Source organism: Ruegeria sp. HKCCA5463 (genome assembly GCF_013034175.1).
GTDB lineage: Bacteria > Pseudomonadota > Alphaproteobacteria > Rhodobacterales > Rhodobacteraceae > Ruegeria.
Window position 1 is genome coordinate 165989 of the sequence record NZ_WQFL01000009.1, and the last position, 13235, is coordinate 179223.

The 13235-nt window shown below is 58.7% G+C and carries 15 protein-coding genes; 4 read left to right on the forward strand and 11 right to left on the reverse strand.

What is annotated here, in order from left to right:
- Window positions 1-43 precede the first annotated feature (43 nt).
- The 3 genes from GOW09_RS18380 (at window position 44) to GOW09_RS18390 (ending at window position 3024) form a co-directional block, all read left to right on the forward strand.
- On the forward strand, window positions 44-964 hold the full coding sequence (locus GOW09_RS18380; RefSeq protein ID WP_171119959.1) for a DnaJ C-terminal domain-containing protein: 921 nt from the start codon (window positions 44-46) through the stop codon (window positions 962-964).
- Window positions 961-1299: a hypothetical protein gene (locus GOW09_RS18385; RefSeq protein WP_170345537.1), complete on the forward strand. Its 339-nt coding sequence runs from the start codon at window positions 961-963 to the stop codon at window positions 1297-1299. Before GOW09_RS18380 ends, GOW09_RS18385 begins: the two co-directional genes overlap by 4 nt.
- Before the next feature lie 63 nt (window positions 1300-1362).
- Window positions 1363-3024 carry a U32 family peptidase gene (locus GOW09_RS18390; protein ID WP_171119960.1) on the forward strand — a complete coding sequence of 554 codons (1662 nt, stop codon included), beginning with the start codon at window positions 1363-1365 and terminating at the stop codon, window positions 3022-3024.
- Between the two features lie 6 nt (window positions 3025-3030).
- On the opposite strand, the gene GOW09_RS18395 is transcribed toward GOW09_RS18390, so the two are convergent.
- The 4 genes from GOW09_RS18395 to GOW09_RS18410 all read right to left on the reverse strand — a co-directional run bounded on the left by GOW09_RS18395 (window position 3031) and on the right by GOW09_RS18410 (window position 6088).
- Window positions 3031-3648, reverse strand: a complete 618-nt coding sequence (locus tag GOW09_RS18395) for a cytochrome P460 family protein (RefSeq protein ID WP_171119961.1) — start codon at window positions 3646-3648, stop codon at window positions 3031-3033.
- Window positions 3649-3933: 285 nt separating this feature from the next.
- Complete coding sequence (gene rlmN / locus GOW09_RS18400; protein WP_171119962.1) at window positions 3934-5121, reverse strand: 23S rRNA (adenine(2503)-C(2))-methyltransferase RlmN; 1188 nt, start codon at window positions 5119-5121, stop codon at window positions 3934-3936.
- Window positions 5122-5238: 117 nt separating this feature from the next.
- Window positions 5239-5409 (reverse strand): hypothetical protein, encoded by a 171-nt coding sequence (locus GOW09_RS18405; protein WP_171119963.1) that lies wholly within the window; start codon window positions 5407-5409, stop codon window positions 5239-5241.
- 142 nt (window positions 5410-5551) lie between these two features.
- Window positions 5552-6088: an invasion associated locus B family protein gene (locus GOW09_RS18410; RefSeq protein ID WP_171119964.1), complete on the reverse strand. Its 537-nt coding sequence runs from the start codon at window positions 6086-6088 to the stop codon at window positions 5552-5554.
- A gap of 179 nt (window positions 6089-6267) precedes the next feature.
- On the opposite strand from GOW09_RS18410, the gene GOW09_RS18415 reads away from it, so the two are divergent.
- On the forward strand, window positions 6268-7266 hold the full coding sequence (locus tag GOW09_RS18415) for an asparaginase (protein WP_171119965.1): 999 nt from the start codon (window positions 6268-6270) through the stop codon (window positions 7264-7266).
- Window positions 7267-7271: 5 nt separating this feature from the next.
- On the opposite strand, the gene GOW09_RS18420 is transcribed toward GOW09_RS18415, so the two are convergent.
- The 7 genes from GOW09_RS18420 to GOW09_RS18450 form a co-directional block, all read right to left on the reverse strand.
- On the reverse strand, window positions 7272-7592 hold the full coding sequence (locus GOW09_RS18420) for a YciI family protein (RefSeq protein ID WP_171119966.1): 321 nt from the start codon (window positions 7590-7592) through the stop codon (window positions 7272-7274).
- A gap of 23 nt (window positions 7593-7615) precedes the next feature.
- Window positions 7616-8044, reverse strand: a complete 429-nt coding sequence (locus tag GOW09_RS18425; protein ID WP_171119967.1) for an SRPBCC domain-containing protein — start codon at window positions 8042-8044, stop codon at window positions 7616-7618.
- Complete coding sequence (locus GOW09_RS18430; protein ID WP_171119968.1) at window positions 8032-8361, reverse strand: helix-turn-helix transcriptional regulator; 330 nt, start codon at window positions 8359-8361, stop codon at window positions 8032-8034. The genes GOW09_RS18425 and GOW09_RS18430 overlap by 13 nt, the downstream gene beginning before the upstream one ends.
- Window positions 8362-8403: 42 nt before the next feature.
- A complete protein-coding gene (gene serB, locus GOW09_RS18435) occupies window positions 8404-9282 on the reverse strand; it encodes a phosphoserine phosphatase SerB (protein WP_171119969.1) in 879 nt (292 codons plus the stop codon).
- Window positions 9283-9318: 36 nt separating this feature from the next.
- Window positions 9319-10047, reverse strand: coding sequence for a metallophosphoesterase family protein (locus tag GOW09_RS18440; RefSeq protein ID WP_171119970.1), 729 nt, complete (start codon window positions 10045-10047; stop codon window positions 9319-9321).
- Window positions 10048-10166: 119 nt separating this feature from the next.
- Window positions 10167-11762 carry a phosphoglycerate dehydrogenase gene (gene serA, locus GOW09_RS18445; RefSeq protein WP_171119971.1) on the reverse strand — a complete coding sequence of 532 codons (1596 nt, stop codon included), beginning with the start codon at window positions 11760-11762 and terminating at the stop codon, window positions 10167-10169.
- 64 nt (window positions 11763-11826) lie between these two features.
- Complete coding sequence (locus tag GOW09_RS18450) at window positions 11827-12981, reverse strand: phosphoserine transaminase (RefSeq protein WP_171119972.1); 1155 nt, start codon at window positions 12979-12981, stop codon at window positions 11827-11829.
- Window positions 12982-13235 lie beyond the last annotated feature (254 nt).

Sequence of the window (13235 nt, forward strand, 5' to 3'; positions counted from 1 at the left end):
ACATTCATCAAGATCAGACCTGTCCCTGAGCCATGAGTGTGAGATGAGCGACGATCCCTATTCCGTTCTTGGCGTGGCCAAAGACGCCAGCGCCGCCGATATCAAGAAAGCCTATCGGCGCATCGCCAAGGAATGCCATCCGGACCTGAAGCCCGGCGATGCCGAGGCTGAGGCAAAGTTCAAAGCCGCCGCCGCCGCATACGATCTGCTGAAAGACCCGGAAACCCGTGCCCGGTATGACAATGGTGAGATCGACGCCTCGGGGCAGGAACGTCCGCAACAACAGTACTACCGTGAATATGCTGAAGCCGCTGGAAACCCCTATCGCGGACGTCAGGCAGACCCGGACGACATGTCCGACATCTTCGCCGAGTTCATGAGGGGCCGTGGCGGTTTTGGCGGCCAGCGCGGCCATGAGTTTCACGCGCCGGGGCACAACCTGAACTATTCGCTGCAGATCAGCTTTCTGGATGCCGTGTTCGGTGCCAGCCAGAAACTGACCTTGCCAGACGGCGACCGGATCGAAGTCAAAATCCCTGCAGGTATTACCGACGGCCAAACCATCCGCCTGCGGGGCAAAGGGGCCCCGGGATATGGCGAAGGCCCTCCTGGCGACGCTCTGGTAACTGTTTCGGTCGCCAGTCATCCGGTGTTTGATCGTCAGGGCGACGACATCCACATCACGCTGCCCATCAGCATTGATGAGGCGATTCTGGGCGGCAAAGTCCCCGCCCCTACGATTGATGGCGGCGTGAATGTCAGCGTACCGGCGGGCACCAGCAGTGGTAAAACCCTGCGATTGCGGGGCAAGGGTGTCAAAAAACGCGGCTCGTCCGAGCGTGGGGATCAGTTGATCGAACTGACCGTCTCGATGCCCAACAAAATCGATGACGATCTGAAACAGTTCATGGAGACCTGGCGCAAAACACACAGCTACGATCCGCGGAAAGGAATGCCGTCATGACCCTGACCGAAAAGGAACTGATCGAAACGGTCACCCGCCTGACCTCGGACCGCCTGACCGAATACCTGGCGGCGGAAATCGTGATTCCAGAACAGTCGGATCAAGGGCTGGTTTATCAAAACATCGACGTCGCCCGTCTGGAACTGGCCTGTGAGTTGCACGAACAGTACGACATGGAGGCCGATGCGCTGTCGATGATGATCTCACTGATCGACCAGTTGCATGGGCTGCGGGCCGAACTGCGCGAAGTTCTGAACGCGATCGAGGCGCAGCCCGAACCTGTGCGGCAGCAACTGGTCAAGGTCATCGGTACAGCGCGATTCCGTCGCAGATAACGGGGTTTTGGACTCGGAACATTTGGATTAGAAGGCCGGCTTGATCCTTTGACAGGTGGCGCCATGACCCAGTCCAGATCCGAATTGCTGATGCCTGCGGGCAATCTGCGCAAGCTGAAACTCGCTGTCCTATACGGGGCGGATGCGGTGTATCTGGGAACGCCCGATATGTCGCTGCGCACGAAATCCGAGTTTTCGCTGGAAGAGGTGATCGAAGGGGTCGAGTTCTGCCACAGCCATGGCCGGCGCGCCTATCTGACGCTGAACCTGTTCTCGCACAACAAGGACATCCCGAAGCTGGACGAATATATCGACACGGTCCGCAAAGTGCAGCCGGACGGGTTGATCATCGCCGACCCCGGCGTGTTTCAGTACGTGCGGGACCGCGCGCCGGAACTGCCGCTGCATATCTCGACCCAGGCCAATATCTGTTCGTGGCTGTCGGTGAAGTTCTGGCAGGATCAGGGCGCGGAACTGGTGGTTCTGGCGCGCGAGGTTTCCTACCCCGAACTGGTGGAGATCCGTGAAAAATGCCCCGACATCAAGCTCGAGGCCTTCGTCCACGGTGCCATGTGCATGACCTATTCGGGCCGCTGCCTGCTATCGAACTTCATGGCGGAACGCGGCGCCAACCAGGGCAACTGCGCCAATTCCTGCCGCTGGAACTATGCGCTGAAACTGCGCCTGAAGGACGGCACCCATCAGGAATTGCGGATCACGGAGGAAAACGCCGACCTGTTCGAGTTTCTGCTGGAGGAAGGCTGCCGCCCCGGTGATCTGATGCCCATCGAAGAGGACGATCGTGGCTCGTACATCCTCAATTCGCGCGATCTGTGCATCATGCCCAAGCTGGACGAATACCTGAAGATCGGCGTGGACAGCCTCAAGGTCGAGGGGCGCGGTAAATCGGAATATTATGCCGCCATCGTCGCGCGCGCCTATCGCATGGCCATCGACGATTACTATGCCGACCCCGAGAACTGGGACCCGAAACCCTATATGCGCGAGCTGGAGACCGTGGGAAACCGCGGCTACACGCTGGCGTTCCACGAAGGGCGGCTGACCAACTACGCCCATGATTACGAGCACACGGCGTCCATCGCGCAGTGGGAATATGCCGGGATCGTCACCGAAGTGACCGAGGATGCGTTTCTGGTCGAGGTAAAGAACAAGCTGGAACCGGGTGATGTGCTGGATTTCGTCTCGCCCATCTCGCGCGAGACGGTTCTGCTGCGGGTTTATGATTTCGAACGCGCATCCGATGGTGCGCGGATGGACGTGGTGCATGGCAGCACCAAAACAGTGATCCGCCTGCCCTTCACCCTGTTCGACCACGAGGATATCGACGATCTGCGCGCCCGGTTCCCCGTCTATTCCGTTCTGCGCAAGGAACGCGCCCTGACCGACGAACACTGGAGCCGCATCCGCTTTGACAAGCTGGTGCAGGGTTTGGAAACCTCGGGCCGTGACAACCCTGGCGCCTATGCCCGCCGTCGCGACGCCTTGGTTGAAAAGATCGGCGAAGACGGCACCGAACGCCGTTTCAAAACCAACCGCATCGGCACCGAGGGTTGCTGTGGCAAAGGTTGCAACGGCTGCTTGATTTTCTGGCAGGACGACAAATACGCGCTGGCCCGTGAAGTTCTGTCAAAGCGCAAACAAGGCGAACAACTCAGCCGCCGCGAGGCGACGGAACTGAAGCTGCCGGGCGCGCAACAAGCCTGAGCCGGCTCAGTCGCGTGTTCGATACTCTTCCGGCACGTAAAACGTATAGTCCCGATCTGCCACCTGTTCGTGGCAGACATGGCAATAGGCCACGGCACCGGCGCGGTCGCCCATAGTGTCCCCAAAGACCGAGCCGTCCGGCAAGACCATGATGTAACGCCAATCCGCCGTGTCCGGGCTGGCATCTTCTGCCAGTTTCTCCATTACGAACATAGCACCGGGATGCACGTGACCTTCATCCGTCACGGTCATGCTGTCCTTGGCAAGAACCGACCCCATGGGAAGTTCTTCACCTTCCTGCAACGTCGCGTAGTTATGCGCCATGCGATTGGCATAGCTGTTCACATACCTTTGCCCGTGGGTTGCCGAAATATAGGGCGCATCGTTGAAAAGCGGCCAGCTTTGGTAGTTGAGGATTAGGTCCAGTTGCGCCACGGCGTAGCCACGCGCCATGCGGCGATTGAGGGATCGGTAGTGTTCCAAAGCCTCTTGTTTGCTCAACTCGGCAGGGTTTTCGATTGCGATATGAGCGTCCTGGCCGTCAGCAAAGGCCAAGCCTGAACCCGAGACGATAGCAAGCGCAGCGGCACCAAAACGGATGATCGAAAAAGAACTTGCATTCATAATCGTGGCCCACCTGAAATTCAGTTCACCTGAGCGCTTTCTGCACCACTTGGAACAGTCTAGCGGAATCGCAATAACTCGCCATCTCTGACCCGGACACCTCACCGGCTTGTGCATCGAATTGAAGAGGCAAATTCAGCGACGGGCTCGAGAAATATAGCAAATTATGCATGTGGTTTCAGCATCTGAAACATTAAGTTTGAACAAAACAATTGTGACGTGCAGACAGAGCCAGAAAACACTTAAGGCGCGATCCGATCAAGCCAAGCCGAGATGGACCAAACCCTATCGGCTCAGACCCGTTTCGGCCTCGATTTGTTTGCGTGATTTGCGCGCCCGCTCGGTCGCCGACTTCAACTGACCGCAAGCCGCCATGATGTCCTCACCGCGTGTCTTGCGGATGGGCGAGGCATAGCCGGCCTGATAGATGATGTTGGCGAAGGCGCGGATGCGGTTGTTCGAGCTGCGCTTGTACGGTGCGCCGGGCCATTCGTTGAACGGGATCAGGTTGATCTTGGCCGGAATGTTGTGTCGCTTGATGTGATCGATCAGACGATGCGCATCTTCGTCACTGTCATTCACACCATCCAGCATCACATATTCAAACGTGATCCGTTCGGAATTCGAAGCATTGGGATAGCTGGCCAAAGCTGTCAGCAGTTCCTCGATATTCCAACGTTTGTTGATTGGCACCAGAACGTCGCGGGTTTCATCGGTGGTGGCGTGGAACGAGATCGCCAGCAGGCACCCGATTTCCTCGGCCGTGCGCGCGATCTCGGGCACCACGCCCGAGGTCGACAGGGTAATCCGCCGGCGTGACAGAGAAATGCCCTCGGGGTCCATGGCGATTTTCATCGCGTCGCGGACGTTTTCGAAATTGTAAAGCGGCTCGCCCATGCCCATCAGAACGATGTTCGACAGCAGGCGAGTTTCGTCCTTGGGTGCGCCGGGGGTTGGCCATTCTTCAAGATCGTCGCGCGCCATCATGATCTGGCCGACGATTTCTGCGGATGTCAGGTTTCGTACAAGTTTTTGGGTTCCGGTGTGACAGAACGAACAGGTCAGCGTACAGCCCACCTGAGACGAGATGCACAGGGTTCCGCGATCTTCTTCGGGGATATAGACCACCTCGACCTCATGCCCGCCGGCGATGCGGCACAGATACTTTCGGGTACCATCCTCGGACACCTGACGCGTCACCACTTCGGGGATTTCGATCACGAAATGCTCGGCCAGTTGTGCGCGATAGGCTTTGGCGAGATTGGTCATCTGGGCAAAATCGCGTACACCCCATTGATAGATCCACTGCCAGATCTGGCCGGTGCGCATCTTGGCCTGTTTCTCGGGCGTGCCGTGTTCAATCAAGGTGTCGCGCAACCTGTCGCGCGTAAGGCCGACAAGGTTGATCTTCCCGTCGAGCAGTTTGCGCGGGATGGTCATGACGTCTTGGGTGATCGGCGCTTTGGGCGACATTGGCGTATCTCAAAGGAATCGGGCTTGGGATGCGCCTCTATATAGGAACCTGCGCAAAGTTCAAAAGGTTTCCTAAGCCGGCAGGCCCGGCACGACGCACATGCCGGGCCTTTTTGATCAGTTTACCGGCGGCGGTGTGTAGCAATCACTGGCGTCCAGGGTCTGAACCGGATCTTCCGGGCCACATTGCTCGCCCGATATCGGATAGGAATCAGCGTTCTTCTCGCAAGCGCTCAGCACGGCGACGGATGCGGCAAGAACCAGAGTGATCCAAGTTTTCTGTTTCATCACGATGTCCTCTCTAGGTGGCTGAACCACTTAGTTCACATTGCCGAGTGCGAAACTTTGATACGGATCAAAACTGGCAGATGACCAGACGTCAAAAGCCCCGCTACGAGGCGGGGCCTTTTCAACACTCGACGCGACAAGATCAGTTGGTGCAGCGCTTCTCAGCGTCTTCAATCGCTGCGGTAAAGCCCAGCAGCGAGAAGGTGTCTTTCGTCTGCGTCCCGCGCTCGGACCGGGCGGTCAGTACCGCCTCGGTTCCGCGCTTCAGGGCGGTGATGATCTTTGCATCATCCGCATCCGATGCGGCCCAGGCCCATTCGCCTTCTGTGAACAGTTCGAACTCGGTCCCGTCCACATTCAGGTTCACCGTCGAACCCGCGGCAAACGGGTAGCCGCCAGTAAAGGTCAATTGGCCTTTCACCTCGGCATTCGGACGATAGAACACAAACAGCAGGATATCGCTGCGCCGTACGGAAACCACACGTCCTCCGCGGGTGTTTACGGTTTCCTTGGGTGCCGAGACGCTCCAGCATTCGGTGGGATCGTCTTCGACAAAAACGCTCCAATCCGTTTTTGCAGCAACGCGGTTGGTGCTTGTCGCCTGTTGGGCGATTGCAGATGTTGCTGCGATGCCTGCCACACACAGGCCCGCTATTGTGCGAACGAGCATTGATCCCATTTGTCCAGCCTCCTAGCTCGACCCTTACCTCATACCCATCGGACACGTCTGCGAACCCTGCCAGTTCGTCTATTCGTTTGCGTCTTCCGATGATTGCCGACATACACACACTAACGCAGATTTCGCCACAGGCGAAAGGGCGATTGGCAGAATTTTGCGCATAAATTTCGGAGGTCCAGATGACGCAGCCCGTACCCATGACAGAACTTTGGCGCGGCCCTCTGCTGGAAAGTCTGCATCTGGGTCATGCGGTTATTTGCGATGACACGGGCCAGATCGTGCGCAGTTGGGGCGACCCGCAATCCGTCATATACCCGCGGTCATCGGCCAAGATGATTCAAGCGCTTCCGTTGGTCACATCAGGGGCGGCGGCGAAATACGGGCTGACCAGCGAACACCTCGCGTTGGCCTGCGCTTCGCATAACGGGGCGGCAATCCACACGGATCGCGTGACGGCGTGGCTGGACCATCTGGGGTTGAACGAGCACGATCTTCGGTGCGGCCCACAGGAGCCCGCCGACACCGCCGCGCGCGACCGGCTGATTTTGGCGGACGACACGCCTTGCCAGATCCACAACAACTGTTCCGGCAAGCATTGCGGCTTTCTGACTCTGGCACAGCATATGGGCGCCGGGCCGGAATACCTTGAAATTGATCATCCGGTGCAACAAGCCTGCCTGTCTGCCGTCGAAGAAACAACGGGCGAGACCAGCCCGGCATACGGCATCGATGGCTGTTCCGCCCCGAATTTCGCCACATCGCTTTTCGGTTTGGCACGTTCGATGGCGTGGTTTGCTTCAGCCGCAGACCGGTCCGACCGTTCCAGCGATGCAGCGATGCAGCTGGTGGCCGCGATGGTCAAACACCCGGAACTTGTTGCCGGTGAGAACCGGGCCTGCACCGAACTGATGCGCGCGATGAACGGACGTGTTGCCATCAAAACCGGGGCCGAGGCCGTGTTCGTGGCCATCATTCCGGAAAAACGCATGGGCGTTGCGCTGAAGATCACCGATGGCACCACCCGCGCCAGTGAATGCGCGATTGCCGCCATTCTTGTCAGCCTTGGCGTGCTGGAGGCCGAACACCCGGCCACCCGCAAATTCATGAACGCCACGCAATACAGCCGTCGCGGGCTGGAATGCGGCGTGATCAAGCCTGCGACGGGTTTCCCCGACTAAGGCCCTCACATCTCGATTTCGTGGATTTCGGCCACTTCAACCGAGCCTGTGCCGTTGACGACCATCGGACAGCCCTTGGCCATCTCGGTCGCAGCGTCGATATTGTCAGCCTTGATCACCGTGAAGCCCGAGGCCGGGTTTGCGCCGCCGTTATCGACCACTCCGTTGTTGCTGACGGTGTAAGACTGCCCCACTGGGTTTCCGGGGATATCGAGGGCGTCGCCCATATCCTGAAACCAGGCGCCCCAGGCCGCCATGGTCGTCTCGATCTCGGCGGGGTCGGTCGGGGTGTGACCCCCGTGATAGACAAACAGAAACTTGGGCATATCGCTCCTCCGTGACAAAAAACCTAAGTGCAAAGTGCTTCGAGTTTGCGCAGCGAAGACGTCCAACCCTGAGTGTGGTTCGCAGCTGCTTCGGCATCGGCCAGCTCACGGTGGTCCAGCACAAGGCGGGCACCGTTTTCGGTTGCGGAAACGGAAAGGGTCACGTGGCTTTCGGCACCGCGTTGATCCTGATCGTCATGCCAACCCCATGTAAAACCCACCGATTTAGGCGGGTCGACATGCGTCACGTGGCCCGAAACCTTGTATTGCTGGCCCTCGCCGTTCTCCATCACCGAGTACCAAGGACCGGTGCGCGAGAAATCCAGGTTGTGGTCCGGCACGTGCATCCCTTCGGGCCCCCACCATTGCAACAGCTTGGCACCATCGCTGATCCATGCAAACAGTTCTTCGGGACTGACGGGGAATTCCCGTTCCAGTTTCAGGTCGGCCATGAATTCTCCCTTTCAATTATTTCACTCAGACGATCCAGGCTGCCTTCCCAGAATTGCCGCTTGGAAATCGTCCAGTCGGCAATCGCCCGCAATCCTTCGGATCGGATGGAATACATGCGCTGGGTTCCCTGCACGCGTTGCTGCACCAACCCGGCCTCGCGCAACACCTTGAGGTGGCGCGAAATCGCGGCGCCGGACATGCCGCGCCCGTCGATCAGATCACCGGCAGGCAGTTCGCCCTGCTCCATCAGTTGCTCGACAATCGAGAACCGGGTGGCATCGGACAAAGCGGAAAACGTGGTCAGAAGTGTGTTCATACCCCTTATTTAACACAAATGTTAAATAAAAGATAGCCCTGATCAGCCGCCTACGAAATCGGCGCGGCAATAGCCTTGCAGGTAAAGCAGCGCCGTCAGGTCGCCGTGATTCACCCGCACATCACATTGTGCGGCCACCGACGGTTTGGCATGAAGGGCAACCCCAGTCCCGGCCCGGCCAAGCATTCCAAGGTCATTGGCCCCGTCACCCACGGCGATCACGTCACTTTCCGACAGCCCCCGACGCGTTGAAATCTGCGCCAGCGCTTCGACCTTGGCCTGACGCCCCAGAATAGGACGCGCGACGTCTCCGGTCAGCTTGCCATCTTCCGCCAGCAAAGTGTTGGCCCGGTTTTCATCAAACCCCAAAAGCTCTGCCACCCGCGCGGTAAAGGCCGTAAAGCCACCGGATACCAATGCTGTATAGGCCCCGTTGGCCCGCATCGTCGCCAGCAATTCCCTGCCTCCGGGCATCAGGGTGATCCGTTCCTGCAGAACTTTGCCGATGACGCGTTCATCCAGATTTTTCAGCAAACCAACCCGCTCGATCAGGGCGCCTTCGAAATCAAGCTCTCCGTTCATGGCACGGGCCGTTATGTCCTTGACCCGGTCGCCGACGCCGGCCTCATCCGCCAGTTCATCGATACATTCCTGCTGGATCATCGTGCTGTCCATATCGGCCAGCAGCATCTGTTTGCGCCGTCCTTGCGCAGGTTGCACGATCAGGTCCACCCCCATCCCTTGCAGGTCTGCCCAAACGTCCCAGCGATTGTCGGGGATGGCGTTCAACTCGAACTCTGCCGCCTCATCCGGGTTGAGCCAGAGGATGTCCCCGCCACCCCACGCATTGCGCAATGACTCGGGCAATGCGCTGTCCAGCGAAGGCGCAGCCGGATTGGTCAGCAAAGTGGCGACATACATATTCAATCTCCAAATTTCGTGGCCGGGCGAGGTGATCTAGGGGGTCAAAGGCAAACGGCCCTGATCGGTCAATTCCCAGCAGGTCTGCCCCTCGAACACCGCGACACCCACCGGGCGCCCATATCCGGCACCTGTGTCCAGATTGATGCGATTTCCATAATGCGTTGCCCGGTCTACCGGAGTATGGCCATGCACGATCAGCTTGGGATGCGGGCCCCGATGAGCATGAAAATCCTGCCTGATCCAGACCAGATCGTTGGCGCGCTGCGCGTTGAGCTGTACGCCCGGGCGAATGCCTGCGTGAACAAAGGCAAGTTCGGGCGTCTGATGCATCAGAACCAGATCTCGCAAAAAGGTCAGGTGCGATTTCGGCACCGCCGCCTGCGCCATCTGATGCAGATCTTCCAGGCGAATCTGGCCTTCGAATTCCACGCCATAACTGCGCAGGGTCTCGACCCCACCCAGCCTTTCATGCAGCCAGTGATATCCTACAAGCAAATGCGGATCGTGACGCGGCGTATCCTCCATGAACCAGGCGAACATGCGATCGTGATTGCCCAGCAGAGTGATCCAGTTCAGGCCCGCATCGCGCCCGGCAATCAGACGCTCGATCAGCCCGCGGCTGTCCGGGCCGCGATCCACGTAGTCACCCAGAAACACGATCTGGGCATCCGGGCCGCCATCGCCCCGGATCAGAGACAGCGCGCGTTCCAGCTCTGCCACCTGCCCGTGCAGATCACCAACAACGTAGACTGGCTGTGTCATAGATCCTCCGACGGTAAGGTTCAGCTCGCTTGTGCCGCAGATTGCAGCCCGAGAAAACAAAGGACCCGGGCCTTCGGTCAACCGGGTCCTGAACTGTTTCTCAAACTCAACAGGCCACGTCAGGTGACATCAAATTCCAGCGGCTTGATCTGCGTGAACAGACCCGTTTCCGCCAGCTTGGCGCGTGCCTCGGCCGGAACGGGTTCGTCGACATAAAGCAACGCAATCGCTTCTCCGCCGGCCTCGGATCGACCAAGGGTAAAGTTCGCGATGTTGACGTTGTTCTCGCCCATGGTCTGCCCCAAAGCACCGATGATGCCCGGCACGTCTTCGTTGGTGGTGTAGAGCATATGGGCACCGACCTCGGCGTCGATATTGATGCCCTTGATCTGGATGAACCGCGGCTTGCCGTCGCTGAACACGGTGCCACCGATGGAACGCTCGCGCTTGTCGGTCACAACGGTGACTTTGATATAGCCTTCGAAGGCACCCGATTTGTCCTGATTGGTGGTCGAGATCTTGATCCCACGTTCCTTGGCGACAACCGGGGCCGACACCATGTTCACCTCGGGGTTGAACTTCTTCATGATCCCGGCGACCACCGAGCAGTTCAACGCCGCCAGGTTCATTTCAGCGGCAACACCATCGTACAGGATATTGATCGCCTTGACCGGCTCATCGGTCATCTGGCCGATGAAGCTGCCCAGATGGCCGGCCAGCTTAATCCACGGCCCCATCACCTTGGCTTCTTCCGCCGTCACACTGGGCATGTTCAAAGCGTTCTCGACCGCACCTGTCAGAAGATAGTTCGAGATCTGCTCGGCCACTTGCAGCGCCACATTCTCCTGCGCTTCAGTTGTTGCTGCACCAAGATGTGGCGTGCAGACCACGTTGGGCAGGTTGAACAAGGGGTTGTCCTTGGCGGGTTCTTCACTGAACACGTCGAACGCGGCACCGGCAACGTGACCGGATTGCAGAGCCTCTGCCAAAGCCTCCTCATCAACCAGACCACCACGAGCGCAGTTGATGATGCGCACGCCCTTCTTGGTTTTGGCGAGGTTCTCGCGGCTCAGAATATTGCGGGTCTGATCCGTCAGCGGCACGTGCAGGGTGATGAAGTCGGCGCGGGACAGCAACTCGTCCAGCTCTACCTTTTCCACGCCCATCTTGGCGGCTTTCTCTTCGCCCAGATAGGGATCATAGGCGATGACTTTCATCTTCAGGCCAAGCGCGCGCTCGCACACGATGCCACCGATGTTCCCCGCACCAATGACGCCGAGCGTCTTGTTCGTCAGCTCGATCCCCATGAATTTGGACTTTTCCCACTTGCCCGCATGGGTCGAAGTCGAGGCCTCGGGGATCTGCCGCGCCACGGCAAACATCATCGCAATGGCGTGTTCGGCAGTGGTGATCATGTTGCCGAATGGCGTGTTCATCACGATCACACCTTTTTTCGACGCCGCTTCCTTGTCGATATTGTCAGTGCCGATTCCGGCGCGGCCGATCACCTTCAGCTTGTCGGCTTTTTCCAGAATGGTCGGCGTGACCTTGGTGGCCGAGCGGATGGCAAGACCGTCATACTGGCCGATCACCTCGGCCAATTTGTCCTTGTCCTTTCCCAGATCGGGCATGAAATCCACGTCGATGCCGCGATCACGGAAAATCTGAACGGCGGTTTCGCTGAGTTTGTCGGAAACGAGTACTTTGGGAGCCATGTTTGTGGTCCTTGAATGTATTGAGAGGTCCGGGCCGATGCTGCCCGGTGAAGATGGGATGCGATCAGGCGGCTTCTGTTTGCGCCGCGATTTCGGCCTCGAAGGCCCATGCCAGCCAAGGCAGCATCGCTTCGATATCCGAGGTCTCGACCGTACCGCCGCACCAGATCCGCAAGCCCGCAGGCGCGTCGCGATAGGCACCGATGTCCAGCGCGACATTCTCGGACTCCAGCCGTTTGGCCACAGCCTTGGCAAAGCTTGCGCCGTCCTGAATTCGGGCGTCGGTGAATTTCAGACAGACGGATGTGTTCGACCGCGTCGCAGCGTCTTCGACCAGGTTTTCGATCCAGTCGTTCCGATCGCAGAACGCATGCACGGCATCGGCATTGGCGTTCGCGCGGGCAATAAGGCCCTTCAGACCGCCCACCGAACGGGCCCAATCCAGTGCAAACAGATAATCCTCAACCGCCAGCATTGACGGCGTGTTGATCGTCGCCCCCGTGAAGATGCCTTCGATCAGCTTGCCACCCTTGGTCAGGCGGAAAATCTTCGGCAGCGGCCATGCAGGGGTGTAGCTCTCCAGACGTTCAACGGCGCGCGGCGACAGGATCAGCATCCCATGCGCGGCTTCACCGCCCAGAACCTTCTGCCAGCTGAAGGTGGTCACATCCAGCTTGTCCCAGGGCAGGTCCATCGCAAAGGCAGCCGAGGTCGCATCACAGATCGTCAGACCCTGACGATCATCGGCGATCCAGTCACCGTTCGGCACGCGCACGCCCGAGGTGGTGCCATTCCAGGTAAATACAACGTCATTGGCGAAATCGACCGATGCCAGATCCACGATCTGTCCGTAATCGGCAGTCTTCACCTCGGCGTCGATCTTAAGCTGCTTGACCACATCGGTCACCCAACCGGACCCAAAGCTTTCCCACGCCAGCATCTCGACCTTGCGTTCGCCCAATAGCGACCAAAGAGCCATCTCAACCGCGCCCGTGTCCGAGGCGGGAACAATGCCGATCCTGTAATCTGCCGGAATGCCAAGCACCTCGCGCGTGCCTTCGATGGCCGCTTTCAGCTTGTCCTTGCCAACGGCGGCACGGTGCGAGCGTCCCAAGGCCGCATCGGCCAGTTTGGTCAGATCAAATGTGGGGGGTTTGGCGCAAGGGCCCGAGGAAAAACGCGGATTGGCCGGCCGCGTCGCCGGTTTTTGAGTGCTCATCTGTATTACCCTTCCAGATACACGCCCCTCGTTGGGGAGGGGTGTCCCACGCACAGAGCTATGAGCCCTTCGCACGCGCAGCAAGCGAAAAAGACGCTTCGCTGGGTAAAAACGACATCCCAAAAGGGCTCAAATCAGAACATGAGTTTCCGATTGGCGAAAAAACCCCGCCGAAACTCGGCGGGGTTTTTGATGCTACTCCGCGGCGTCTGCGTATGCGTCCATTGGGGGGCATGTGCAGACGAGGTTTCTGT

What these genes read in the sequence shown, in the direction of transcription:
- GOW09_RS18380 (WP_171119959.1), top strand. Translation starts at nt 44, where the DNA reads ATGAGCGACGATCCCTATTCCGTTCTTGGCGTGGCCAAAGACGCCAGC.
- GOW09_RS18385 (WP_170345537.1), top strand. Translation starts at nt 961, where the DNA reads ATGACCCTGACCGAAAAGGAACTGATCGAAACGGTCACCCGCCTGACC.
- GOW09_RS18390 (WP_171119960.1), top strand. Translation starts at nt 1,363, where the DNA reads ATGACCCAGTCCAGATCCGAATTGCTGATGCCTGCGGGCAATCTGCGC.
- GOW09_RS18395 (WP_171119961.1), bottom strand. Translation starts at nt 3,648, where the DNA reads ATGAATGCAAGTTCTTTTTCGATCATCCGTTTTGGTGCCGCTGCGCTT.
- rlmN (WP_171119962.1), bottom strand. Translation starts at nt 5,121, where the DNA reads ATGTCGCCCAAAGCGCCGATCACCCAAGACGTCATGACCATCCCGCGC.
- GOW09_RS18405 (WP_171119963.1), bottom strand. Translation starts at nt 5,409, where the DNA reads ATGAAACAGAAAACTTGGATCACTCTGGTTCTTGCCGCATCCGTCGCC.
- GOW09_RS18410 (WP_171119964.1), bottom strand. Translation starts at nt 6,088, where the DNA reads ATGGGATCAATGCTCGTTCGCACAATAGCGGGCCTGTGTGTGGCAGGC.
- GOW09_RS18415 (WP_171119965.1), top strand. Translation starts at nt 6,268, where the DNA reads ATGACGCAGCCCGTACCCATGACAGAACTTTGGCGCGGCCCTCTGCTG.
- GOW09_RS18420 (WP_171119966.1), bottom strand. Translation starts at nt 7,592, where the DNA reads ATGCCCAAGTTTCTGTTTGTCTATCACGGGGGTCACACCCCGACCGAC.
- GOW09_RS18425 (WP_171119967.1), bottom strand. Translation starts at nt 8,044, where the DNA reads ATGGCCGACCTGAAACTGGAACGGGAATTCCCCGTCAGTCCCGAAGAA.
- GOW09_RS18430 (WP_171119968.1), bottom strand. Translation starts at nt 8,361, where the DNA reads ATGAACACACTTCTGACCACGTTTTCCGCTTTGTCCGATGCCACCCGG.
- serB (WP_171119969.1), bottom strand. Translation starts at nt 9,282, where the DNA reads ATGTATGTCGCCACTTTGCTGACCAATCCGGCTGCGCCTTCGCTGGAC.
- GOW09_RS18440 (WP_171119970.1), bottom strand. Translation starts at nt 10,047, where the DNA reads ATGACACAGCCAGTCTACGTTGTTGGTGATCTGCACGGGCAGGTGGCA.
- serA (WP_171119971.1), bottom strand. Translation starts at nt 11,762, where the DNA reads ATGGCTCCCAAAGTACTCGTTTCCGACAAACTCAGCGAAACCGCCGTT.
- GOW09_RS18450 (WP_171119972.1), bottom strand. Translation starts at nt 12,981, where the DNA reads ATGAGCACTCAAAAACCGGCGACGCGGCCGGCCAATCCGCGTTTTTCC.